The sequence below is a fragment of the Allobosea sp. GW822-FHT03F07 genome, assembly GCF_058801345.1.
Genome location: NZ_JBXAND010000005.1, coordinates 48,127 through 72,537, shown reverse-complemented (window position 1 = coordinate 72,537; position 24,411 = coordinate 48,127). Strand labels below are relative to the sequence as shown.

23 protein-coding genes and 1 pseudogene are annotated in these 24,411 nt (G+C 64.9%); 9 read left to right on the top strand and 15 right to left on the bottom strand.

The features are described from left to right. Positions 1-12: 12 nt before the first annotated feature. A complete protein-coding gene (locus AC1RMY_RS16040; protein ID WP_492866121.1) occupies positions 13-927 on the bottom strand; it encodes an ABC transporter permease in 915 nt (304 codons plus the stop codon). Then, positions 924-1,985, bottom strand: coding sequence for an ABC transporter substrate-binding protein (locus tag AC1RMY_RS16035; protein ID WP_492866119.1), 1,062 nt, complete (start codon positions 1,983-1,985; stop codon positions 924-926). The genes AC1RMY_RS16040 and AC1RMY_RS16035 overlap by 4 nt, the downstream gene beginning before the upstream one ends. A 124-nt stretch (positions 1,986-2,109) precedes the next feature. On the opposite strand from AC1RMY_RS16035, the gene AC1RMY_RS16030 reads away from it, so the two are divergent. Beyond that, positions 2,110-2,862, top strand: a complete 753-nt coding sequence (locus AC1RMY_RS16030) for a response regulator transcription factor (RefSeq protein ID WP_492866117.1) — start codon at positions 2,110-2,112, stop codon at positions 2,860-2,862. Here AC1RMY_RS16030 and AC1RMY_RS16025 read toward each other — a convergent pair. From AC1RMY_RS16025 to AC1RMY_RS16015, 3 genes are all read right to left on the bottom strand, one after another. Next, positions 2,843-5,095, bottom strand: coding sequence for a response regulator (locus tag AC1RMY_RS16025; RefSeq protein WP_492866115.1), 2,253 nt, complete (start codon positions 5,093-5,095; stop codon positions 2,843-2,845). The genes AC1RMY_RS16030 and AC1RMY_RS16025 overlap by 20 nt on opposite strands. Positions 5,096-5,174: 79 nt before the next feature. Next, complete coding sequence (locus tag AC1RMY_RS16020; protein ID WP_492866113.1) at positions 5,175-6,740, bottom strand: ATP-binding protein; 1,566 nt, start codon at positions 6,738-6,740, stop codon at positions 5,175-5,177. Further along, a complete protein-coding gene (locus AC1RMY_RS16015; protein ID WP_492866111.1) occupies positions 6,737-7,633 on the bottom strand; it encodes a response regulator transcription factor in 897 nt (298 codons plus the stop codon). Before AC1RMY_RS16015 ends, AC1RMY_RS16020 begins: the two co-directional genes overlap by 4 nt. A 49-nt stretch (positions 7,634-7,682) precedes the next feature. Between AC1RMY_RS16015 and AC1RMY_RS16010 the strand changes: the two genes are divergently transcribed. The 6 genes from AC1RMY_RS16010 (at position 7,683) to AC1RMY_RS15985 (ending at position 11,947) form a co-directional block, all read left to right on the top strand. Beyond that, on the top strand, positions 7,683-7,901 hold the full coding sequence (locus AC1RMY_RS16010) for a hypothetical protein (RefSeq protein ID WP_492866109.1): 219 nt from the start codon (positions 7,683-7,685) through the stop codon (positions 7,899-7,901). A gap of 95 nt (positions 7,902-7,996) precedes the next feature. Continuing rightward, positions 7,997-9,421, top strand: coding sequence for a TolC family protein (locus tag AC1RMY_RS16005; RefSeq protein WP_492866108.1), 1,425 nt, complete (start codon positions 7,997-7,999; stop codon positions 9,419-9,421). Positions 9,422-9,444: 23 nt separating this feature from the next. Beyond that, a complete protein-coding gene (locus AC1RMY_RS16000; RefSeq protein WP_492866106.1) occupies positions 9,445-10,881 on the top strand; it encodes a multicopper oxidase family protein in 1,437 nt (478 codons plus the stop codon). Between the two features lie 28 nt (positions 10,882-10,909). After that, entirely contained in the window at positions 10,910-11,392 is a 483-nt protein-coding gene (locus AC1RMY_RS15995; RefSeq protein ID WP_492866620.1) for a cupredoxin domain-containing protein, read from the top strand. A gap of 28 nt (positions 11,393-11,420) precedes the next feature. Continuing rightward, positions 11,421-11,699 (top strand): copper-binding protein, encoded by a 279-nt coding sequence (locus AC1RMY_RS15990; RefSeq protein ID WP_492866104.1) that lies wholly within the window; start codon positions 11,421-11,423, stop codon positions 11,697-11,699. A 23-nt stretch (positions 11,700-11,722) separates the two neighbouring features. Further along, on the top strand, positions 11,723-11,947 hold the full coding sequence (locus AC1RMY_RS15985; protein ID WP_492866102.1) for a hypothetical protein: 225 nt from the start codon (positions 11,723-11,725) through the stop codon (positions 11,945-11,947). A gap of 160 nt (positions 11,948-12,107) precedes the next feature. Here the strand turns inward: AC1RMY_RS15985 and cueR are convergent. The 4 genes and pseudogenes from cueR to AC1RMY_RS15965 form a co-directional block, all read right to left on the bottom strand. Next, positions 12,108-12,500 (bottom strand): annotated as a pseudogene (gene cueR, locus AC1RMY_RS15980) (Cu(I)-responsive transcriptional regulator); the annotation flags it as partial. Between the two features lie 30 nt (positions 12,501-12,530). After that, positions 12,531-15,071: a heavy metal translocating P-type ATPase gene (locus tag AC1RMY_RS15975; protein ID WP_492866100.1), complete on the bottom strand. Its 2,541-nt coding sequence runs from the start codon at positions 15,069-15,071 to the stop codon at positions 12,531-12,533. 108 nt (positions 15,072-15,179) lie between these two features. Continuing rightward, on the bottom strand, positions 15,180-15,827 hold the full coding sequence (locus AC1RMY_RS15970) for a hypothetical protein (RefSeq protein ID WP_492866098.1): 648 nt from the start codon (positions 15,825-15,827) through the stop codon (positions 15,180-15,182). A gap of 109 nt (positions 15,828-15,936) precedes the next feature. After that, entirely contained in the window at positions 15,937-16,227 is a 291-nt protein-coding gene (locus AC1RMY_RS15965; protein WP_492866096.1) for a metal-sensing transcriptional repressor, read from the bottom strand. Between the two features lie 130 nt (positions 16,228-16,357). Here AC1RMY_RS15965 and AC1RMY_RS15960 point away from each other — a divergent pair, with 130 nt between their 5' ends. Beyond that, positions 16,358-16,915 carry a GNAT family N-acetyltransferase gene (locus AC1RMY_RS15960; RefSeq protein ID WP_492866094.1) on the top strand — a complete coding sequence of 186 codons (558 nt, stop codon included), beginning with the start codon at positions 16,358-16,360 and terminating at the stop codon, positions 16,913-16,915. A 140-nt stretch (positions 16,916-17,055) separates the two neighbouring features. After that, positions 17,056-18,249 carry a nickel/cobalt efflux transporter gene (locus AC1RMY_RS15955; RefSeq protein ID WP_492866093.1) on the top strand — a complete coding sequence of 398 codons (1,194 nt, stop codon included), beginning with the start codon at positions 17,056-17,058 and terminating at the stop codon, positions 18,247-18,249. 24 nt (positions 18,250-18,273) lie between these two features. Here the strand turns inward: AC1RMY_RS15955 and AC1RMY_RS15950 are convergent, their stop codons facing one another. The 6 genes from AC1RMY_RS15950 to AC1RMY_RS15925 all read right to left on the bottom strand — a co-directional run bounded on the left by AC1RMY_RS15950 (position 18,274) and on the right by AC1RMY_RS15925 (position 24,393). Beyond that, a complete protein-coding gene (locus tag AC1RMY_RS15950) occupies positions 18,274-19,293 on the bottom strand; it encodes an ABC transporter ATP-binding protein (protein ID WP_492866091.1) in 1,020 nt (339 codons plus the stop codon). Beyond that, positions 19,290-20,360: an ABC transporter ATP-binding protein gene (locus AC1RMY_RS15945; protein ID WP_492866089.1), complete on the bottom strand. Its 1,071-nt coding sequence runs from the start codon at positions 20,358-20,360 to the stop codon at positions 19,290-19,292. Before AC1RMY_RS15945 ends, AC1RMY_RS15950 begins: the two co-directional genes overlap by 4 nt. Next, a complete protein-coding gene (locus AC1RMY_RS15940; protein WP_492866088.1) occupies positions 20,357-21,259 on the bottom strand; it encodes an ABC transporter permease in 903 nt (300 codons plus the stop codon). The genes AC1RMY_RS15945 and AC1RMY_RS15940 overlap by 4 nt, the downstream gene beginning before the upstream one ends. Beyond that, entirely contained in the window at positions 21,252-22,199 is a 948-nt protein-coding gene (locus tag AC1RMY_RS15935) for an ABC transporter permease (RefSeq protein WP_492866086.1), read from the bottom strand. Before AC1RMY_RS15935 ends, AC1RMY_RS15940 begins: the two co-directional genes overlap by 8 nt. A gap of 109 nt (positions 22,200-22,308) precedes the next feature. Next, on the bottom strand, positions 22,309-23,814 hold the full coding sequence (locus tag AC1RMY_RS15930; RefSeq protein WP_492866084.1) for an ABC transporter substrate-binding protein: 1,506 nt from the start codon (positions 23,812-23,814) through the stop codon (positions 22,309-22,311). Between the two features lie 306 nt (positions 23,815-24,120). Continuing rightward, positions 24,121-24,393, bottom strand: coding sequence for a heavy-metal-associated domain-containing protein (locus AC1RMY_RS15925; protein WP_492866082.1), 273 nt, complete (start codon positions 24,391-24,393; stop codon positions 24,121-24,123). Between the last annotated feature and the right edge of the window lie 18 nt (positions 24,394-24,411).

The following is a 24,411-nucleotide window of genomic DNA, read 5'->3' as shown; positions in this document are numbered from 1 at the left end:
AGTGTTGCATGGTCACAGCGCCCCGTAGCGCTTCTGCAGGGTGATGCTGGACAGCACGGTCAGGGTCAGCGTCACGCCCATGAGGATGAAGGCGAGCGTCGCGGCGAAGGGCCAGTTGTAGACCTTGATCGCCTGCTCGTAGACCTTCGGCGCCATCATCTGGAAGGATGGGCCGCCGATCAGCACCGGCGTGGCATAGGCGTTCACCGCCAGCACGAAGCAGAGCAGGCAACCAGAGAAGATGCCGGGCATGGCGAGCGGCAGCGTCACGCGGAAGAAGGTCGTCCACGGGCGCGCACCCATGGTCGCGGCCGCCTCCTCATAGGTTTCGCCGATCCCTTCGAAGACGCTCTGCAGCGAGATGATCATGAAGGGCAGCAGCACGGCGATCAGGCCGATGACGACGGCCGACCCCGTATAGAGAATGCGCACGGGCTCGGAGATGACGCCGGTGACCAGCAGCGCGGAGTTGATCAGCCCCTTATCCGCCAGCAGGACCATCCAGCCGGCGGCGCGAACGGCATTGCCCATCAGCAGTGGAATGACGGTCGCCAGGATCAGCGCGGTCTTGAGCCTCCGGCTCGGCACCCGGCTGATGACATAGGCGGCCGGCACGCCGAGCAGCAGGCAGATCGCCGTGCAGGAAAGGGCCACCGTCAGCGTTCGCGCCAGGATCCAGAGATAGAAGGGGTCGCCGAAGAAGCGGGCATAGTTTTCCAGCCCGAAGCCCGATACCTCGGTCGCCGTCGGGTCGAAATGCGCGAGGCTGTAGCGCGCCATCAGCACGAGCGGCAGGATCAGCCCCGCCAGCACCAGCACCAGGCTCGGCGCCAGCAGCCAGCCGGCATCAGTTCGCGGCGTGCGTCGGACGGGGCGACGCGGCGCCCGGGCCGCCCCGCCCTCGTCGACCATGGGAACGGCGGTCAAGCCTTGAATTCCTTGTTCCACCACTCGACCCATTTCGGGTCGCTTTTGGCCGCGTAGGGGTAGTCGACGAAGTTGAGCCTCGCGATCTGGTCCTGCGTGAACTCGAGGCGCTTGCGCTCCTCGGGTGGAAGCTCGGCATTGTCGGTGACAACCGAATAGGAGGTCGCCTGCGAGATCGCGCCCATCGGCTTGGGCTGCAGCATCGCCTCGAGATAGCTGTAGGCCGCCTCGACATTGCGTGCCTTCTTCGGGATGCCGGCGCCGAAGGAGATGAAGATCGCCCCTTCCTTCGGATAGGCCCAGCGGATCGGCAGCCCTTCCTTCTCCCATTGCACGGCACGCGCGCTGTAGTTCGCCGAGATCCAGATTTCCTCGGATTGGAAAGCCGCCGCGAGCGCCTGATGCGAGGGGTAGAGCCGCGGCTGGACCGCCTTCTTCATGTCCAGCAGCGCCGGGAACGCCTTGGAGACGTCGCCCATCGTGCCGCCATGGCTCAGCGAAGCCGCATAGATGTAGTTGAAGTGGAGCTGGTCCATGACGCCGACTCGGCCGGCATATTTCGGGTTCCAGAGGTCGGCGAAGCTCGTCGGCGGCTCGGGGATCTTGGCCGGATTGTAGAGCACGACGACGCCGCCATAGATCGCCGGCACCAGATAGGGCAGGCGCAGCTTCTCGACGATGTTCTTGCCGCTGGGAAGGCGAGACATGTCGAGCGTTTCGAGCACGCCCTGCGCGTTCATCTCATAGGCGTCGGCATCGCTGAGCCAGGTGATGTCGATGCTGCCGCGCGGCAGGCGCCGCTCGGCCAGAAGCTTGGTCTTGCGCTCCGGGACCGGGGCGAGATCGTGGACGATGCGAAGCGGCGAGCCGCCAAAGGCCGGCGTCTCGAAGCCCTTGACGATGCGGTCGTTCCAGTCGCCGCCCCAGTTGGAGACGACGAGCTCGCTGGCCTGGGCCTGCGCGCCGCGCGGCAATATCGCCGCCGCGCCCAGCGCCGTGCTGGCCGCCAGGAACCGACGCCGGTCGAGCCGGCGGGGAGAAGCTGTCAGGTCTGTCACGGTTGTTCCCCTGCTTGCTGGCCGGCGATGGGCGCCGGTCGCGCGGGCTGCTTTGGCCCGGCCGGCAGACTAGGCGATCGGCATTTCGGCGATGTGTTGAAAATGTTTCATCAAAGTTTCATGCTTGAACGCATTGGCCGGCATTCCGCGCGGGAGGCGAGCGATCAAGAAGGTTCTGCTGATCGAGGACGACGACACCTTCGCGCTGTTGCTCGCGGCCTATTTCAGGACGGCAGGCTACGCGACGGATCGCGCTGCCTCGGCGAAAGAGGGGCTGCGCAAGCTCGATTCCGGCGTTTGGGACGCCGCAATCGTCGACCTGACGCTTCCGGACGAGGACGGCATCGTGCTGACGCGGATGCTGCGCGCCCGCTCGTCGATCCCGATCATCGTCTCGACCGGCCGCAGTGGCCGCGAGGATCGGCTGGCCGCGCTGGAACTCGGCGCGGATGATTTCGTCACGAAGCCATTCGAGCCGCGCGAGCTGGTGCTGCGGCTCAACAACATCCTGCGTCGCGGCGAAAGGCGCGCGCGCCCGTCGGGGTCTCGTCTGCCCTGCGCGGGCGGCGAGCTCGATCTGGCGGGGCACGCGCTCGTCGCGCCCTCGGGACAATGTCTCGATCTCGGCGCGACCGAGTTCGCGCTGTTGAGGTTTCTGGCCCGCAATCCGGATCGCGTGCTCACCCGCGCCCAGATCATCGACGCCATTGCGGAAGGTGAGCCGCCTGAATCCGAGCGCGCGGTCGATATCAGGATGTCGCGGCTGCGCCGCCGCCTGAAATCGATCGGTCTCGACGCTGCTCTGCTGAAGACGGTTCACGGGGCCGGCTACAAGCTGACGCTGCCGCGCAGGCCGCTCACTCCGGCGGGGCGGTGACCTCGAGGTCCAGCGCGTAGAGTTCCATCTGCGCGATCGCCCTGGCGAGCATGTCCTTTAGATCGCCGCGTTGCTCTGGCGTCAGCGTAGAGACGTTCCGTTCGTCGCGCTGCGCGTTGCTCGCCAGCTCCTCCAGCCCGAGGAGGCCGGCGACGGCGCGGACCTTGTGCAGCAGCCGCCCCAGCGCCTCGCCATCTTCCGAAGCGAGTTTGTCGATGGTCTGGCCGAAGGTCGCAATGCCGGTCGCCACGATCGAGGCGACGCTGTCGTGGCCGATGTCGGCCACCATGCGGTCGAGCGGCGTTCTGTCGAAGGAACGGGTGCTTTCGGCGCGCGGAAATCGGACACGCTCCCCGGGCCCGAGCACGCCATGCCCCGCCTGATCCCGCCGCACCGAGGCGAGAAGTTCGCCGAGATCGTCGAACTCGACCGGCTTCTCGATGAAGCCGGTGAAGCCCGCGGCGAGATAGGCCTTGATGTCCTCGGGCATAACATTGCCGGTCATGGCGATGATCGCGAAGCCGGGCCCGCCCAGCTTTTCCGCCGCGATCCGTCGCGCGATCTCTATGCCCGATATCTCTGGCATCGAGATGTCGAGAAGCACGGCGTCGTAGCTGCCTGCACGTAGCGCCCTCATGCCCTCCTGTCCGTCGTTCGCCGTCGTCACGCTGTGCCCGAGCCGCTGCAGCAGGGCGTCCGCCACGATGAGATTGGTCTGCTCGTCGTCGATGACGAGGATGTTGAGCGACGGCCCCGGCTGGCGCTCCTGCCGCGCGGCCGGCTTGACGTGCGGCTGGCCCGGCTCGTCCACTGGCCCGAGCGGAACAGTGATGCTGGCGCGCGTTCCACCGCGCGGACCCGGTCCGATGCCGAGACGGGCGCCGATCGCGGCGGCCAACTCTTCGCTGATCGACAGCCCGAGGCCCAGTCCCTCGACGCCGGCCGTCACATGCTCCCGCTGCCGGGCATAGGGCTGGAGCATCCGGCCCGTCAGCCGTGGCGAGATACCGGGGCCTGAGTCGGTGACCGAGATTTCGAGCACCTCCCGTTCGCCCGATGGCGAGCGCAGCGAGCACCCCAGCGTGATCGAGCCGGAGGGCGTGTATTTGACGGCGTTGCCGAGCAGGTTGAACAGGATTTGCCGCAGGCGCCGTGGGTCCGTCACGATGCGGTCGGGGAGGTTTGTTTCCATACGGGAGCGCATGCATAGGCCCTTCTGCGCCGTCATGGTCCGGGCGATGTTGACCATCTCCTGGACGAAGGGCTTGGTCTCGACGGTCTCCAAGCGGATATCGACTTGCCCCGACTGCACCTTGGCGATGTCCAGCACGTCGTTGAGGACGTCGCGCATCGCCCGCGAGGCACCGACGAGGCTGTCGATCATCGCGCGCTGCCGCCTCGGCAGGGCCTCGCCGGCAAGGATCTGGGCAATCCCAAGGATGACGTTGAGTGGGTTGCGCAGCTCATGCCCGACCTTGGCGATGAAGGCGGTTCGAGCCGTGGCCTCGGATTCCGCCTTGGCGCGCGCCGCTCGCAGATCCCGCTCGCGCTCCTTCAGCACGGTGATGTCCGCGCGGATGCTGGTCGTGCCGCCGGAGGCAGTCCGCCGCTCGCTCACCTGGATCCAGCGCCCGTCCGAGAGATGCTGCTCGAAAAAGCCGATGCCGGCCTGGTGGAAGGAGATGCGCCGTTCCGCCCAGGTCTTGCTGTTCTCGTCGATCTGGAAGACGCCGCGCGCGATGCTCTCATGGACGACGTCGCTGAAGCGCATGCCGGGCTTCATCATGTCGGCGACCAACGGGTAGAGGCGGCGGTACTGCTCGTTGCAGATGATCATCCTGTCCTGGTCGTCATACAGGACAAATGCTTCGGGCAGAGCTTCGATGCCCTCGATCAGAGCGGCGGTCAGCTTGGTCGGGCTCGCTGTGGGGGAGCTGTCCTTCCAGTCCACGACGCCGCTCGCGACGGCGCCGCTCCGGAACCCGGCAAGACGAGCGCCCTCTAACTCGGGGCATTCCGGCCACGCAACGATCGTCGCAGTCAGGACGCCGCTGCCCGGTTTCAGCGATGCCAGCGCCTGGCTGAGCCGAGCCTGTTCAGCCTCAGTCGAGACGAGGGGATCGCCGGCGAGGAGGGCTCGAGCGTTCGGCGAGGCCGCCCTATGGCAGCCGTCCTGCTCCGACTTCCACGATATCCGCTCGGTGGCGGCTTCCCAGTGCCAAAAGATGATCATGCACCAGCAGGGGCCCTGTTATTCTGCCTTCGATGTGGCCGATGCCACCTGACCATCAGGTTCGGATTCCGGACTCACGTCAATGGAGAGCGGCAGCAGGTGAGTCCGGGGGGCTCTCTGAGGAGTTTGCCGTCCGGCAGCTTGCCTCGGTGATCCCCCCGAGCGATCCTTCGGTTCGGCGATCGAAGGATGGGTCGGCCTTCGCCGAGGTGGATAGCGTCGCAACTGCATCCTTGGCCTTCTGTTCGCACTCGTCTGGCAAGCCCGGCGGTCGCTGAGAACTCGGATCCGGCTTCGAGAGCGATATTCGTACCGTCAACCCGCCTCCCGGGCGGTTCGACAGCAGGATTTCGCCACCATGGAAGCGGACGACGGCGCGCGCGATCGTCAGGCCCAGACCTGAGCCGCCCGTTTCACGGCCGCGCGATTCCTCCAGCCGGGTGAAAGGCTGGAAGACTCGCTCCATGTCGGTCTCGGGAATGCCAGGGCCATCGTCTTCGATGACGACGATCAGCTCGGTCTGGGTTTCGCTGATCTCGACGGTTACCTCGTCGCCGAACTTCACGGCATTGCCGATGACATTCCAGAAGGCCCTCTTCAGGGCGAGAACCCTGCCGAGCACCCGCCCGCGCTCGATCCCGCTCAGCGAGATCCGCTTTCCCTGATCGATCTGCTCGTCAACGATGGTCTCGATCACTGAGACGATGTCGATCGGCCGAATGGGTTCGTTCGAAACACCACCGCGGAGATACTCCAGGGTCGAGTCGATCATGCCTTCCATCTCGCACAGGTCGGCATCCATCAGTTCGCGAACGGAATCGTCATCGAGAAGCTCGGATCGGAGCCTCAGTCGCGTGATCGGGGTCCGCAGGTCATGCGAGACGGCCGCAAGGGCCTGCATGCGCTCCGTGACCAACCGTTGGATGCGCTCGCGCATCGTGTTGAAGGCGCACGCGGCGCGGCGGACCTCGGAAGGCCCGCTTTCCGCGAGGGGCTGGGGTGTCTGGTCGAGGCTGAAGCGTTCGGCCGCGACGGCCAGGTCCCGCAGCGGCCGCGTCGCCCAGCGAAGCAGCAGGAGTGCGACGACGACGATTGCGACGGCGAAGCAGATCGCGGTGGCCAGCACGCTCCAGTCGGTATGCTGCGTCGCTCCGAGGGCGGATGAAGAGAAGTTGACCCAGGAGCCGTCGTCCAGCCGCACCGAGACGAGCATCATGTGCCGATAGGCATCGGCGTCGCCGGCGCCGAGTGCGCCATCGTCCGCGAAGCCAACCCTGAAGGATTCCGCGGCCAGATCCGGCACGAGTTCCTTGAGCCGCGCCTCCATCGCCTGCGTCCGTTCCGTCGTCGGCGCGGCGCCGAGCACCAAGCTGACCTTGCTCCAATGCACCTCGAGGCTGGCGCTGGAGAGATCATGCGCGACGCGGTCGCGGTCGGGTGCTTCGGGAAGGCTGGCGATGGCGCGCTTGATTGAGACGACGCGCTCCGCCAGCCCGCGATCGCGCGTCGCTGTGGCCAGGCTTTCGACGCCGACACGATAGGCCCAATAGCCGAGGAAATGGAAGGCGAGCAGCGCCGCGACCAGGATCAAGATTGCCCGACTCGCGACGGTATCGGGAAAGAGACGGCTCAGAGCTTTCTTCAAGCGGACTGTCCCTCCCGTGATCGGACATTGGAGGCCAGCATATATCCCGCTCCCCGGATCGTCTTGATCAGTTGCCCGCCATTTTGCCCGGCCTCGAGCTTGCGTCGCAGCCTGCTGATCTGGACGTCGATGGTTCGGTCGAAGGGATCGTTGCTCGCACGAGCCTTGGCGAACTGCAGCAGGGCCTCGCGCGACAGCACCCGGTTGGCGTGTTCGACGAAGGCGACAAGGAGGTCGAATTCCCCCGTCGACAGGTCGATCAGCGTGCCCGACGGCGACTGAAGCTCGCGGCGACGCAGATCCATCGTCCAGCCGTCGAAGGTGACGAGCTCGGTTCCCCGCGCTTCCGCGGAACCGTGCGCTGCGCGTGAGCGGCGTAGAACGGCGCGGACTCGAGCGAGCAGTTCGCGCGGGCTGAACGGCTTGGTGACATAGTCGTCGGCTCCGCCCTCGAGGCCCATGACGCGGACGTTCTCCTCGTTCCTGGCCGTCAGCATCACGATGGGGACATGCGACGTCACCCGGACGTCACGGCAGAGTTCCGCTCCGGATCGACCCGGCAGCATGAGATCCAGAACGATCAGGTCGATCGGCGTATGCGCGAGCACATCCATCATCACGCGACCGTCAGGCGCTCCGGTAACCTGATAGCCGTAGCGCTGGAAAAAGCGCGCCACCAGCAGCCGGAGCTGCGGATCGTCATCCACGACCAGGATGTGTCCGTGATCGTCGTTGGACATCGGAGTGGAGGCTTGGTTCAAGCGCGTCTGATCCATTCCAGGGGGGGCTTCCGCCGAATATAGCGGCCCCCGTCGCTGCGGATATCCAGGATAATAGCGCTCAGGTGACGCGCCCGCCCGCGCTGCTTTGAAACAATTTGTAACGGACGCCACGTCGGGCCGGTTGCTACCCCTGGTTTACGGAAATCGGGGGAGTCGAACCGTGACGTTCGTGAAGGTGCCGATCATCGCTGCGCTTGGGGTTGCGCTTGGCGCCTGCTCGCTTGCCCCCGTTCCGGACTACCTCGCGAGGCCCGCCGACCCCACAATCAAGGTTCCGGTCACTGCTTATCGCAGCGTGACCGCTGGCGCGGCAGCACTGCGTCCGGCCGAGCCCAGGGATTGGCGTGAACTCAATCGCCGGGTCGGGCCGACGCCATGACCCGTTCGACCGATTCCGAGCACCGATCCGCTGCCCCACGAGAAAGGCACGTCTTGACCGCTCCTGCGATCTCCACCTCCCGTCGCGCTTTCCGATTGAGCCTTCTTGCAGGTGCGGCAGCCTTGCTCGGCGGCTGCGCCGGTTTCTCGCCGGATGGCGGCCTCGGTTCGGTGCAGGCGATCAGCTACAGCGAGCTCAACAAGGAAGTGGTCAAGATCGGCGACGATGCAACGGCCGGCAGCGCCAAGAACCGTGTCGGCCAGCTGCTCCGGAAGCCGCTGACTGCGGATACCGCCGTCCAGATCGCTCTGCTGAACAATCGCGGTCTCCAGGCTGCCTTCAACGAGCTCGGCATCGCCGAGGCGCAAATGGTGGCGGCGAGCCTCCCGCCCAACCCGACCTTTGGCATCTCCAAGCTCTCGGGCCGGTTCGAAATCGAGATCGAGCGACAGATCGCGGGCAGCCTCTTTGCGCTTGCGACATTGCCGGCCCGTGCCGAAATCGCGGGCGATCGCTTTCGTACGGCGCAATTGCGAGCGGCCGAGGCCGTGCTCAAGCTCGCCGCCGACACGCGCCGACAGTACTATCGCGCGGTCGCCGCCAACGCGCAGGTCGACTTCTTCCAGCAAGCAAAAGCATCGTCCGACGCGGCAACCGAGTTGTTCAAGCGGCTCGGCGAATCCGGCGGCATCAACAAGCTGAACCAGGCGCGCGAATTCGCTTTCGACGCGGAACTGGGCACGCAGTTGGCGCAGGCACGTTTGCAACAGCGCCAGGAGCGCGAGCGGCTCGTGAGGCAGCTCGGGCTCTGGGGCGACGACCTGAAGTTCAAGCTGCCGGGCACCCTGCCGCCGCTGCCGCGCATTCAGACCGTCAAATCTATCGAGGGTGAGGCGCTGCGCAAGCGGATCGATGTCCAGATCGCGCGAGGGGATCTTGACGCGCTCGCCAAGTCGCTTGGTCTGACCCAGGCGACCCGTTTCGTGAACGACGTCGATCTGCTCGGTCGGCGCACCTACGATCGCGCACGCAGCGTGTCGGAGGATGGTCATGTCGAGCGCGAGACGAGCCGCAGCCGGACGCTCGAACTCGAGATCGAAATCCCGATCTACGATTTCGGTCAATCAAAGGTCGTTCTGGCCGAGCAGACCTATATGCAGGCGGCCAATCGGCTGGCCGAAAAGGCGGTGAATGTCCGCTCCGAGGCGCGCGAGGCCTATACCGGCTACCGCGCCAGCTACGACATCGCCCAGCAGTACCAGAACAACGTCCTGCCGCTGCGCAAGATCATCCAGGACGAGTCGCTGCTGCAGTACAACGGCATGCTGACCGACGTGACGGAGCTCATCGTCGATGCGCGCGGCCGCATCCTGTCGAATGTCGCGGCGATCAACGCCAGACGCGATTTCTGGATCGCCCACGCCGACTTCAAGCATGCCCTCATTGGTGGTGGCGCCGGTGGAGGCAGCAGCAGCTCTGTCGTTGCGACGGCGAGCGGCGGCGGAGGGGCAGCCCATTGACCCAGTACCGGAAGGACCCTGAGATGACGACGCTGTCGCGCAGAGGCTTCATCGGATCGTCGGGGCTGGTGCTCGCGGGCGCCACCGCCGTCTCCGGCCGAACTGCTTTCGCCTCCGTGCCGGAGGCGCCGACGATGACAGAGGCCTCGACCCAGTCGCCGCTCGTCCCGACAACCGGCCCCGACTACCAGCCGGTCGCGACGCTGAACGGCTGGACGCTGCCCTGGCGCATGAACGGTGACTGGAAAGAGTTCCATCTCGTCGCGGAACCTGTCGTGCGCGAGCTCGCACCGGGAATGAAGGCCTATCTCTGGGGATATAACGGCCAATCGCCGGGGCCGACGATCGAGACGGTCGAGGGCGACAAGGTCCGCATCTATGTCACCAACAAGCTGCCGGAGAACACCACGATCCATTGGCATGGCCAGCGCCTGCCCAACGGCATGGACGGTGTCGGCGGCCTGACGCAGCCGCACATCCCCCCGGGCAAGACCTTCGTCTACGAGTTCCAGCTCCGGCGCTCCGGCACCTACATGTACCATCCCCATTCCGACGAGATGGTGCAGATGGCGATGGGCATGATGGGCTTCTTCGTCGTCCACCCCAGGGACCCGGCCTTCCGTCGCGTCGACCGCGACTTCGTTTTCCTGCTCAACGCCTTCGACATCGAGCCCGGCTCCTACGTGCCGAAGGTCAACACCATGCTCGATTTCAACCTGTGGTGCTGGAACAGCCGGGTCTTCCCGGGCATCGACCCGTTCGTGGTGGCTAAGAACGACAAGGTCAGGATCCGCTTCGGCAATCTGACGATGACCAACCACCCGATCCACATGCATGGCTACGAGTTCAAGGTCTCCTGCACCGATGGCGGCTGGGTCGATCCGGCGGCAGCATGGGACGAGGTTTCGATCGACTGCGCCGTCGGTCAGATGCGCGCCTTCGATTTCGTCGCCGATGAGCCGGGCGACTGGGCGATCCATTGCCATAAGTCGCATCACACCATGAACGCCATGGGCCATTCGGTGAAAACCTATATCGGCGTCGGCAAGAAGGACATCGCCAAGCGGATCGCCAAGATCGCGCCAGGCTACATGCCGATGGGCTCGAACGGCATGGGCGAGATGGGCTCGATGGAGATGCCGCTGCCCGACAACACACTGCCGATGATGACTGGCTTCGCCCAATTCGGTCCGGTCGAGATGGGCGGCATGTTCTCGGTGGTGAAGGTGCGCGAGGGGCTGGCCAAGGGCGAATACAAGGATCCCGGCCCCTACAAGAATCCCGAAGGGACGGTCGCCTTCGAATACAAGGGCGAAAAGCTCAGCGAGGCGCCGCGCACGAAGGGGCCCGACAGCGGCGTCGAGTCGGTCGATTGGCGCGCCAGGGACCCACGCAAGCCCAGGCTCGGCCCGGACGGAAAGCCGCGGCCTGCCGCCAAAAATCCTCACTCAAATCATTGATCCACGGACCTCAGGAGCATCGATGACGATGAAAATGTCGAAACCCAAACTTGCGGCTCTCGCCCTCCTGCTTTCGGCAGGCGCAGGCGTTGCCGGGCCTGGCGGCGCTGGTCACAGCCATGGCGCAGACACCGCATACGGCAAGCCCGGCGACCCGAAGAAGCCCGCGCGGATCGTCTCCATCGTAATGGCTGAGAAGGACGGCAAGATGGCCTTCATCCCGGATCGGATCGAGATCCGCCGCGGCGAGCAGGTGAAATTTGCCCTGCGCAACAACGGCGAACTCGATCACGAGCTCGTCCTCGCCACGCTTGAGGAGAACCTGAAGCACGCGATCGAGATGCAGAAGAACCCCGATATGGAGCACGACGATCCGAACGCCAAGCGCCTCGCCCCGAAGAAGACCGGCGAGATCGTCTGGCAGTTCACCAAGGCCGGAGAGTTCGACTTTTCCTGCCTCATCCCCGGTCACCGCGAGGCCGGCATGACCGGCAAGGTCATCGTCAAGTAGGCGCCTCACTCAGCTACAGGAGCATCCGATGCTGAAATCACTCTTCACGATCGCGCTTATCGCCGTCGCGCTGCCAGCCGCCGCCCAGTCGGTCAACGGCACCGTCGCGAAGGTCGACGAAGCCCAGGGCAAGCTCACCATCAACCACGGCCCGATCAAGAACCTCGACATGGAAGCGATGTCGATGGTGTTCAAGGCGGGCGATCCCGCCATGCTCAAGGGCCTGAAATCGGGCGACAAGATCAAGTTCGACGCCGACCGCGTCAACGGTCAGATCACCGTCACGAAGCTGCAGAAGACCAAGTGATTGGATCACTCGCGGACGGGTGCATGGTGCCCGCCCGTCGTCGCGCGGCATTGGTGGTCGGCTTGGTGATCCTGTCGGGTTTCCAGACAGCGGGTGCCGCTGACGGCGACTTGCAACATGCGTTGCTCGACGGAGGTTGTATCAACCCACCTATCAAGACCGTGCTGAGTGCCGGCAAGCTCGTGGTCTATCAGGCCAATTGCCTCGGTTCGTCGCATAAGGCGATCGACGTCGTCCGCGCCGTGTAAAGTTGCTCCGTCAGTGATCGTTCGACGGAGCGAGATGAGTGGCCGGCGTCGACCTGGCTCGGCGCCGCGCATCTGCTGGGACAGGCCCGTCATGGCAGGCGCAATCCTCATGCTGCTGCTTCTTTTTGTGTGACGATTTGCTGCCTGTCGGGGCGAGCGTCGCGACAGGATCAGCCAGGTCAGCGAGGATCGGGCAGTCCGGACGATCATCGCCATGGCACGTTTGGGCCAGGTGTCTCAGAGTTCCTGACATCGCCTGAAGCTCGGCGATCTTGGTTTCGAGATTGCCGACGTGTTTCATGGCCAAACTCTTCACGGCGGCACTGGCGCGGCTCTTATCATGCCATAGAGCCAACAGCTCACGGGCTTCCTCGATCGAAAATCCCAGTGTTCGCGCCCGTTTGATGAACCGCAGCGTGTGTATCTCGCCGCCTGAATAAACGCGGTAGCCGGCTTCGGTACGAATGGGCGCCCCGATCAACCCGATGCTCTCGTAGTAGCGGATCATCTTGGCGGTGACGCCTGAGGCGTTAGCGGCCTGTCCGATGTTCATGGGATTTCTCCTTGTAGTGGGAGCTTCGGTTCATTCGGCCGCGGCGAGGCGCGCTCGTGCGAGTGGCATGACCGTCATGGCGGCCGCCCCGCCGAAGCGCTTTAAGCGCAACGCATTGGCCAGCACGCTGACGCTGGAGAGCGCCATCGCCAGGCCCGCAAACATCGGCGACATCAGGATACCGAATGCGGGGTAGAGCGCGCCGGCGGCAACCGGGATCAGAACGACATTGTAGCCGAAGGCCCAGATGAGGTTCTGACGGACGTTCGCGATCGTCGCCTGCGAAAGCGCGATGGCCTTGGCGACACCGTTGAGGTCTCCCGACATCAACACGACATCGGCGCTCTCGATGGCAATGTCGGTGCCGGTGCCAATGGCGATGCCGATATCGGCCTGGGCCAATGCCGGCGCATCGTTGATGCCGTCGCCGACGAAAGCGACCTTCACGCCGCCCGCCTGCAGTGATTTGATCACCGCGGCCTTCCCCGTCGGTAGCACTTCGGCCACGATTTCGTCGATGCCGAGCCGCCTGGCGATGGCGCCCGCCGTGCGCTGGTTGTCTCCGGTGATCATCACGATCCGCAGGCCGAGGCCGTGCAAAGCGGCAATCGCCTCGGGCGTCGTTTCCTTGATCGGATCAGTCACGGCGACGATGGCGGCGAGCTTGCCGTCGATCGCGGCATAAAACGGCGTCTTGCCGGCATCGCCAAGACGGGCGGCGACATCCTTGAGGGGTGCGAGATCAAGGCTCAGACGGCGCATCAGCCGATCCGCGCCGATCTCGATCTTCCGGCCCTCGACCGTAGCACCTACACCGAAGCCCGGCTCACTGGCGAAATCGGCTGGTTCGACAAGGGCGAGGGCGCGCTGACGCGCCGCGGCCACGATAGCTTCGGCAATCGGATGCTCGGACCGTGTCTCCACAGAGGCAATCAGGCGCAACACTTCGTCCTCGGCAAAGCCCGGTGCGACCGTGACGTCAGTCAATTCGGGCCTGCCCTTCGTCAGGGTGCCGGTCTTGTCCAATGCCACGACCTTCGCATCCTTCAGCGACTGAAGCGCTTCGCCCTGACGGAAAAGAACGCCGAGTTCCGCTCCCTTTCCTGTGCCGACCATGATGGAGGTTGGCGTCGCAAGGCCCATGGCGCAGGGGCAGGCGATGATAAGGACAGCGACGGCGTTGACGAGCGCATAGGAGAGAGACGGGCTCGGGCCGAAGGCGAGCCAGGCTGCGAAGGTCAGCAGTGCCAACGCGATCACGACGGGTACGAACCACATCGTCACCTTGTCGACCAAGGCTTGGATCGGCAATTTGGACCCCTGCGCCGCCTCGACGGTTCGGACGATCTGAGCAAGCAGCGTGTCGGCGCCGACCTTTTGGGCCGTGAAGCGGAATGCGCCTGCGCCGTTGACGGTGCCGCCCGTGACGCCTGAGCCCAATTCCTTGCGCACAGGGACTGGCTCGCCGGTGATCATTGCTTCGTCGACATAGGAGACGCCCTCGACGACCTCACCGTCGACGGGGATGCGCTCGCCGGGCCGCATGATCACGGTGTCGCCCGGCATGACGGCATCGATTGCGACATCGATCTCTTTGCCATCGCGCAGGATTCGCGCCGACTTCGCCTGCAGCGACATCAGCCGCCGGATGGCCTCGCTGGTCCGGCCCTTGGCGCGGGCCTCGAACCAGCGGCCGGTCAGGATCAGTGCGACGATCACTGCCCCGGCCTCGAAATAGGTGTAGTCCGTGCCGTCCGGCAGCAAGCTAGGCGTGAAGGTCGCGACCACCGAATACAGGTAGGCGGAGCTCGTGCCGAGCATCACCAGTGAGTTCATGTCGGGTGCGCCGCGCAGTAGGGCGGGCCAGCCCTTCTGCTGGAAGCGCAGGCCTGGGCCAAACTGAACGAAGCTCGCCAGCAGGAACGACGCGACCTTGATGTTGAACTCGCCGATCTTGCCTGCCAGAAAATGATGCAGCGTTTCGGAGAGGTGCATGCCCATCTCGAATACGAGCAGCGGCACCGTCGCGATTGCCGCAACAATGACCGCGCGACGCAAATTGGCCTGTTCGACCTCGCGCGCCTGCTGCTCGCGATCAGCGGCATCGGTGCCGGGCGGGACAAGTTCGGCGGCATAACCGGCCGCACTCGCCGCTGCGACAAGCCGGGACGCGATATCCGCGCCGCCCAAAACCCGGACGGACGCCCGTTCTGTCGCGAGATTGACGGTCGCATCGAGAACGCCCGACACAGCCTTCAGCGCTTTCTCGACACGCCCGACGCAGGAGGCACAGGTCATGCCGGACACGCTCAACTCTATCGTGCTCTCCGCAGGCTTGTATCCGGCCTTGCGAATGGCCGTGACGATCGCCGCTGGATCGGCCTTCGCTGAGGACAGCTTGATATGGGCCCGTTCGGTCGCGAGATTGACCGCGACAGCCTCGACGCCCTCGACGGCGGCGACGGCACGCTCGACACGCCCAACACAGGATGCGCAGCTCATGCCGCCGACGGAAATGTCGAGCTGCATAAGCTGCGCATCAGACTGTTTCGAGATTGCTCCGGTCGTCATGACGTCTCTCCAGCTCGTGTCACCGGAGAGAATGGGGTTTCCCATAATGGTAAGGTCAAGAGGGCATCTTGAACTTTACCTCGAAGCGAGACCGTCTGCGCGGTCGCCTTAGGCGGCGCTCACGATCGGGAAGCCACGTACCTGCTCGCCAGCCTCGCTCTTGAGCGTCAGGCGGGCATGGGTCGCGTCCTTGATCTTGCCGCTGGCGATCAGGGTCGAGGGCGCTTCGCCCACCTGCGTCGTCAGGTTGCGGATCTGGTAGTCTTCGGCACGCGGGCCGATCGCCTGCACGATCACGCTCTCGACAGGGGGCGGCGCGACGATGGCGCCATCCTTCCGGAAGCTGATCTCCCAGCGCGTTTCGTCCAGCCACTTGATCTCGGCCTCGAGCCCGCCATCGAACGCCACCAGCGCGCCCCCTTGCGCGCTGAGCTTCGGCCGCAGCAGCGATGCGCCCGGCAGCAGCGACTCGCGGGTGTGGAAATGAGTGCCGTGGACAACGCGCATGCGAACGCGATAGGCGCCTTCGACATGGCCGCTGGCCAGCATGGAAGAAGCGCTGCCGCTCGCCGAGATGGCAAGAGGATGGATCCGGCCCTGCATGTCGATCGCATCGACCTCGACCTCGTTCAGCGGCGGCGCCTTGTATTCGGACACACCGGCTTCGCTGAAGACGATCTCCCATTGGCCGGCGTCGCGCGCGACGATGTCTACCATCTGGCCATGGCCCATATGGATCGATGCTGGCTGCGACATGATCGGTGTCTCCGTTTCATTTGCGCCGGCAGGCCCGCCCCACCGGCTTCACCGTCGCTCCGCACCCGGGAATTTCTGTTCGTCATCGGCGATGCCATGACGCCGGGCGTCAGAGGAACTTCGTGACCGCCTTGAACTCCTTCAGGAGTTCGCGGGATTCGGCCGGGATATGTCCCGCCGCTTCTTCCAGGCAGTGATCGATATGCTCCTGGATCAGGATCTTGCGGGCGTTGGCGATCGCGTTCTCGACCGCCTGCAGTTGCTGCGCGATCTCCAGGCAAGAGCGCACATTCACCACCATCTCGATCGTCGAGCGCAGATGCCCCTCAGCCCTCTTCAGCCGGGTGATGATCTCCGGATGGCGGTGATGGTGGATTTTCTCATGCGGTTCGTTTTTCATGTTGATCCTATCCTCCTGGAGGGGTTATAGCCAAATGCGACAGCTGGCAAGGAAAAGCTGCATCCAAGCCCTCGCGAGCCGTTCGACACGCGGACTCTTGGTCCGTATGCCTTGAGATGGATCGATTTCGATGATCGAAGCTCCGCATGGTCTGACCCTCGCGCTGCTCTCCGACGAGGCGGACGAGCAGCATGAGGACGCACGCCGATTCTGCCTCGACGTCATCAAGGAGTTCTACGGTTTCGACTATCGCCCCGACTGGCACGCGGATCTCGACGCGCTGACGCAAGGTCCGGCGGAATCCTGGTACAGCGCGCCGAACCGCGGCGCCTTCTGGACCCTGAGTGCGCCCGACGGTTCTCTGGTGGGGACGGCCGGCCTCTATCGCCTGGCGTGGAAGCCAAAGCTGGTGGCGGCTTTTGCCGCGCGCTACCCGCAGCCGGATCAGGTTGCCCAAATCGTTCGCGTCTATATCCGCAAGGACCAGCGTGGCCGCCAGATCGGGCGCTGGCTCAACGGGTTTGCCGAGGCCGAGGCCAGACGCCTCGGCTTTGCCACCCTTTATCTGCACGCCAGCGCCGATGCGCCGGCGACGATCGGCTTCTGGCGGGCGCGCGGCTATGCCGAAATTGCCACTGTCGACGCCTCCACCCATTTCGACAAAAGTTTGTCGAGCACACCAGCTTGATCGGGCAAGCGCCGGCATGAGTCCAGGCGCCTCCCCGGGATCAGGAAGACGAGGACAGGACGCAGGCACCCTCGGCCAGAGCCGGACAGACCGGCCGGTGCGGCGGCGTGGCATCCTGTCCGGATCTGAGGAGCACTCCTGTGCCGTCATTCACCGAACTGCTGGCCCAAGGCGCCGGCAATGCCTGGCTGTTCATCCCGAGCGCGATCCTGCTCGGTGCGCTCCACGGTCTCGAACCCGGCCACTCCAAGACGATGATGGCCGCCTTCATCGTCGCGGTGCGCGGAACCGTGTTCCAGGCGGTGCTGCTCGGTCTCGCCGCCACCTTCTCGCACACGCTGGTCGTCTGGGGCGTGGCGCTCGGCGGCATGTACGTGTTCAAGAACCTCGATCCGGAAACGACCGAGCCCTATTTCCAGCTCGCCTCGGCGGTGATCATCATCGGTATCGCCGCGTGGATGTTCTGGCGCACCTGGCAAGACCAGCAGCGCGCCAAGCAACATGCCCGCGAGGTCGAGGCCTATGAGCGGGACAGGGCGAAGAGCTCGCTCTCGCATCGCGTCGACACCGGCCACGGCTTCATGGCGCTCGAGATCCCGCCGGAGAGGCCGACCCATTTCCGCCTTACCGTGATCAGCGGCGACCAGTGGCGCGGCGAATACGTGGCGCTGACCATCGAACGGCCGGACGGCAGCAAGCAGGCCTTCAGCTTTCTAGACCGCGACGGCTACATGGAGTCGGCCGAGGCGATTGCCGAACCCTACGATTTCATGGCCCGTCTCAGTCTCGACCACGGCGATCACGAGCATGACTACGACGTCTCCTTCGTTCAGGACACCGGCGGCGCCGACCCGCTGCATCGCCAGGAGAGAGGGCTCGCCATCGCCAATGACGGCTATATGGACGCCCACGCGCTCTCGCACGCCAACGACATCCGCAAGCGTTTCACCAACCGCGATGTGACGACGTGGCAGATCGTCATGTTCGGCCTCACCGGTGGCCTGATCCCCTGTCCGGCCGCAATCACAGTCCTGCTGCTCTGCGTGCAGATCAAGCAGTTCACGCTGGGCGCAGTGCTGGTGCTCTGCTTCTCGATCGGGCTTGCGATCACGCTGGTCGCGGTCGGCGCGGTGGCGGCGATCAGCGTCCGGCAGGCGACGAAGCGCGTCAGCTGGCTCTCCACCGTCGCCGGCCGAGCGCCCTATTTCTCCAGCGCATTGATCGTCCTCGTCGGGCTTTACACCGGCTATCACGGTTGGGCGGGGCTGCAGGCGCAGCACCATAAGGTACCCGCCGCGCAGGCCATTCCGATGGCAATACCCAAGGCCGGCTAGCGGCACCTGCGGCGGCGCCGGGATCTATCGCTGCGGGAAATGGCAGCGAACCCAGCCGCCGCCCATCTGGGTCGGCGCCGGCGGCTGCGTCCGGCAGATCGCTTGCACCTGGGTGCAGCGGCCATGGAAGCGGCAGCCGGGGGGCGGGTTCAGCGGGCTCGGCGGCTCGCCGGCCAGGGCTGCCGCGCCATAGAGCCCGTTCTGCTCGAGGAGGGAGGCGGCAATCAGAGCTTTGGTGTAGGGGTGCCGAGGCCGCTCGAACAGCGCCTCACGCGTCGCCAGCTCGACGATCTGGCCGAGATACATCACCGCGATCCGGTCGCAGAGATGCCGCACCACGCGCAGGTCGTGCGAGATCATCAGCAGTGTCAGCGAGAAGCGCTTCCTCAGATCAAGCAGCAGGTTCAGGATCTGCGTGCGCATCGAGGCGTCGAGCGCAGAGGTGGGTTCATCGCAGATCAGGAAGCGGGGCTTCAATATCAGCGCACGCGCAATCACGACACGCTGGAGCTGCCCACCGGAACATTCGCCGGGAATCCGGTCATAAAAGCTCTCGTCGAGCCCGACCTCGCGCAACATCTCCAGCACGATCGCGCGGCGCTGTCCCCGGTCACCCATGCCATGGGCGCTCAGCGGCGCGTCGAGGCTGTGGCCGAGCCGCATGCGCGGGTCGAGCGCGCCGAACGGATCCTGGAAGACCAGCTGCGCCTGCTTCCTGAAGTCTAGAAGCTCATGACCCCGCAGGCGGGATACATCCTTGCCGGCAATCCTGATCGCACCGCTGTCGGCACCGGTCATCCGGACCAGCAGACGTGCGATCGTGCTCTTGCCACAGCCCGATTCACCAACGAGTCCGAGCACCTCGCCTTCGCCAATGGACAGCGAGACATGGTCGACCGAGTTCACGACGCGGCGCCCGCCAGGCCCCCAACCGGCAACTGGATAGGTCTTGACGAGGTCATTGATGACGACGAAGGGCTGCCGCCCCACAGCGGGCGCCTCCAAGGCTTCCGGTGCCAGACGGTCGACGGATGCCCCGATCATGCCTCGCGCTCCATGGCCGGAGCCGGCGCACCCACATTGACACTCCAGCAGCGCGCCTTGTGCCGGCCGCTGCAGCATTCCAGGCGCGGCTCGTTGCTACAGCAGGCGTGAGCGTGTCCGGATCCCGCTGCGACCGGGCAGCGCGGCTGGAAACGACAGCCGGCGGCGATGTCGCGCGCCGATGTCGACGCGCCAGGAATCGAGATCAGCGAGCCGGTCTCGTCACGCTGCAGCAGAGAGCAGCGGATCAGCGCCTTGGTGTAGGGATGGCGGGGCGAATTCAGGACTTCCCGCGTCGGTCCCTCCTCGACGAGCCGACCAGCATACATCACCGCGACGCGCTCCGACAGCGCGGCCACGACGGAAAGATCGTGCGTTATGAGGAGCACGGCCATGCCGCGCTTGCGGCGCTGCTCGTCGAGCAGCCGCAGGATCTGGGCCTGCACGGTCACGTCGAGCGCCGTTGTCGGCTCGTCGGCGATGAGCAGGTCGGGATCGGCGCTGAGCGCAGCCGCGATCATCACGCGCTGCGCCATTCCGCCCGAAAGCTCGTGAGCATAGCAGCGGATCCGGGTTTCCGGCGCGGGAATGCCGACTTCCTTGAACAAGGCGATGACGCGCTCCATCGCGGCCTCGCGGCCGAGGCCGCGATGGACGCGCAGGCCTTCTGCGACCTGATCTCCGACGCGGCAGGTCGGGTCGAGCATCGCCAGCGGCTGCTGGAAGATCATGCCGATGCGACCGCCGCGCATCGCGTTGAGAGCGACCGGGCGCATCGCGGCGACATCGTCACCGCCGAAGCGGACGGTGCCATCCGTTATGGCGGCCGAGGGCGGCAGCAGCCGCATCGCAGACAGTGCGGTCAGGCTCTTGCCCGAGCCGGATTCTCCGACCAGTGCAACGACCTCGCCACGCCTGACCTCGAGATCGAGACCGTCAATGACCGGGCGGCTGCTTGTCCCGATCCGGACTTGCAGGTTCTCGATCGACAGCAAGGGCTCAGCGTCGAGAGCCGCCACGCTGGTGGTGCGCGCCCGATCCGGTGGAATGATGGCCGGCGCGTTCATGTTCCGCCTCCAGCCTTGCGCTTCGTCTCGAGGCCTTGGCCGATCCACGTGACACTCAGCGCGGTCAGGAAGATCGCGAGGCCCGGGCAGATGACGAGCAGCGGCGCACGCTCCAGATAGGGCTGGGAGCTTGCCATCATCGCCGCCCAGTCGGCATGGGGCGGCTGAACGCCGAGCCCGATGAAGGAAAGGCCGCCGACCGTGATGAGCTTGTGACCGAAGCGCAGAAACGCCATCGCGGCCAGCGGCCGGATCGCATTGGGGATGATGTGACGCAGGATAATGAAGCGGCGCGAGCAGCCGAGTATCTCGGCCGCCCTGATATAGGGTTTGGCGTTGATCTCGATGGCAAGACCGCGCGCCAGGCGCGCGAACGGCGTCCAGCCCACGACGGTCAGCGCGACGATCAGCGTGCCGTAGCCTGGTCCCATCAGCGCGATCAGGAAGATCGCCACGACGACGTCAGGAAAGGAGATCAGCAGATCCACGAGCCGCATCGTGGCCTCGTCGAAAAGGCCGCCCTGGCGGGCGCTGACCACTCCGATCAGGGTGCCGACGATCGCCGAAAGCGACAACGTCACCGCCGCGATGATGATGGCGAAATGGCCGCCGACGAGCAGGCGGCTGAGCTGGTCACGGCCGAGATGATCGGTGCCAAGCCAGTGCCGGTCGCTCGGGCCTTGCAAGCGTCGCATCAGGCTCTGCGCTGCAGGGTCGTAAGGCGCGAGCCAATGCGCCGAGCACAGCAGGATCAGCACGAGCGCGAAGATCGCGACGCCGGCAGAGAAGGCCCAGTGCCTCTGGCGCGCGAAGGCGACGAAGCGGCGCAGCGCCCCGGGACGTGATGCAACCAGCTTCGCAGGCTCGAAGAGCGAAGCAGCCACGGCAGCGTCAGGCATGTGCATGGGCGGTCCTCACCATCGGATTGAGAACCGCGTAGAGAATGTCGGCGAGCGTGTTGATCAGTACCGACATGGCGACGATAGCGACGAAGCTCGCCTGCAGGATCGGGATGTCCTTGTTGACCACCGCTTCGTAGATCAGGCGCCCCATGCCTGGGATGGCGAAGATGACCTCGACCACGACGGAGCCACCGAGCAGGCCGGCCAGCCACAGCGCAAACAGGGTGACGACGGGAATGGCGCCGTTACGCACGCCATGGTGCATCACCGTCTGCCGCATGCCGAGCCCGCGGCTCAGCGCGGCGGTGATGTAGGGGGCTTGCAGCACGTCGATCATCGCCGCCCGCGTCACGCGCGTAAAATAGGCCAGGGGCCGCAGCGACAGGACCAGCGCCGGGAGCACCAGCGAGGACGCGCCGTCCCATCCGGCCGACGGCAGCCAGCCCAGATGAAGCGCGAACACCAGGATGCCCATCGGCGCCATCCAGTATTCCGGGATCGCGACCAGCGTCTGTGTCAGGAAGGTCGCAGCGGTGTCGACAGAGCCGCCCGGCTTGGTCGCAGCCAGCGTACCGAGCGGCACCGCGATGACGATCGCAAGGCCGAGCGCGGACATGGCTAGCGTGATCGAGACCACGAGGGCGCTGCCGATCTTGTCTATCACCGGCGCTCGGCTGGTGTAGGAATAGCCGAAATCACCATGCAGCGCCGCATTGAGCCAGCCGAGATATTGCGCGAGCAACGGACGGTCGAGACCGAGTTGCTGGCGCAGTGCCTCGACTGCGGCCTGATCGACCTGGAAATCCGCCACGCGCGAGCGCAGGACCAGCAGGGCTGGATCCCCGTCGCTGAAATAGGGGATCAGGAAGGCGAAGATCGAGACCGCTAGCAGCGTCAGCAACAGGACGGCCAGTCGGCGGGTGACGAAGAGCCACATGACAGGTTCCTCTCCGCAGCGATGCAATCTGCAGCGGAGGCACCGGCGGATCGCGGGCGCCTCCGTTCCGGTTAAAGGCAGCCGCGCATCACGCGCGGCTTAGGCCCGCTCATTCGATGGCGAGATCGGGCGTCAGCGTGTACTGATACAGCGGATGGATTCGATAATTGCGGACCTTGGCGCTATAGGCGTCGTTGCCGGCTTCGTGGATGACGAAGATGTTCACGGCTTCGTTTTGCAAATCCTGAGCCAGTTCCGAGTAGACGGCGTAGCGCTTGGCGGGGTCGGCCTCGCTGGCAGCCTTCGCCAGTTTCTCGTCGAACTTGGCATTGCAGTAATGCGACAGGTTGAAGCCGCCACCGCAGCCATAGTCCGATTGCAGATATCCGGCCGGATCGGCGACATCGACCAGGTGGCTGCGCGAGAGCAGCGCCAGGTCGTATTTACCCGCCATGATGTCCGGCTCCAGCGCCTTGTATTCGGCGACGCGGATATTGGCCTTGACGCCGATCGCGCTGAACTGGTCCTGGAGGATCGCCGCGAGATCCTTGAATTCGACCTTCTCGACATAAGCGAAGAGATCGAGCGTGAGCGAACCGGGCTTGATACCGGCTTCGGCCAATAGGGCCTGCGCCTTCTTGGGATCATAAGCCGCGGACTTCGCGTCCTTGGGAGCCCAGGGCTCGCTTGGTGCAAACGGGCCGACAGCCGGCTGCACCGAGCCCTCATAGAGGCTCGCCGCGATGCCCTTGAGGTCGAGCGCCATCTGTAGGGCCTGCCGAACCTTGGGATTGTCCAGTGGCACCTTCTTGGTGTTGATCAGCAGGGTGCTGGTGCGTGGCGTCGCGATGCTCTCGATCTTGAGTCCGGTGGTCGATTTCAACGTCGCGAGCGTCGAGGCCGGGACCGCTGCCCCGACATGCGCCTCGCCGGTGCGTACCTGCGTGGCACGAACATTGGCATCGGGGATGTATTTGATCTCGACCTCGGCCAGCTTGACGGTACCGCCCCAATATTTGTCGTTGCGCTTCAGCGACATGCCCTGCTGACCGTTGACGCGCGTGATGGTGAAGGGACCCGTGCAGGTGCCGACAGGATCGATCTTGCCGTCCTTGTAGGCCGCCGGCGACAAGATGCCGGTGTTGGCGCCGGCAAGCCGCAACGGCGTCAGTATGGAGGCGAGCGGGGTCGTGACACGCACCACGTCGTCACCGACGGCTTCCACCGCCTTGATCAGCTTGGGCGAGAAGGAGCGGGCCGGCGTGGAAGCTTTGAGCACCGCGTTGAGGGAGGCGGTGACGTTTGCGGCTGTCATCGGCTGGCCGTCCTGAAAAGTGACGCCCTTGCGAAGGGTGAATTCCCAGGCATCAGGGGCGACTTGCTTCCAGGATGTCGCGAGCGATGGCTGCAGTTTTCCGTCGAAATCGATGCGCGCCAGCATCTCGAGGCACCCGGCCTTGGACAGCACATTGGCGTCGTCGGTCTCAAGCGCGAAGCCGACGCGCGGCGGGAAGTTCTCGGCGATGATGAGCTTGCCGCCGCCCTGCGCGAAAGCGGCGTCTTGAATGGCTAGCGTATAGAGAAAAGATACAACAAGCCCTGCTCGCATGATCATGGTGGCGACTCCGTTGTTGTTCGCTGTTCCCGTCTCGCCGGCTTGTCCCGCGGTAAGGAAACGTCCGTGAAGACGGCGCCTCCGGATCGCTGCTGCAGCCGATCTGATATGTTAGAGGTTATGTCGTAGACACTATCTCCCAAGTCTTAGGGCTACCTCCCAAGTCTTAGGGCTACCTGTTCGCCCACGGCGGACGGCTTCTCACGAAACGGTCCGCCCCTGGTCATTCGAGGCCCCCGCAATAGGGGCCCGTATTATATGGAATTACTTGCCGGATCACGAGATTCAGGCGCCCGAAGACAGATTTCAGGCAGCGACTTCCGCGAGACTCGGCGTATAGCCGGCTTTGGTCACGATCGCTTGGATCGCGGCGCGATCGCCCTCGCCGATGATCGTGACACGCTTCGAGCGTGGATCCGCAGTAACGGACGAGCCCGGCAGCGCCTGCTCGATCGCGCTCCTGATCGTATCGGCGCAATGACTACAGGTCATGTCATCGACCAGCAGGATGACTGCCTTGTCAGATATGTTGTCTGCTTCGATCTGCGTCGGAGCCGCATGTTGACTGCATGAACACATCGGATGATTCCTTCCTGC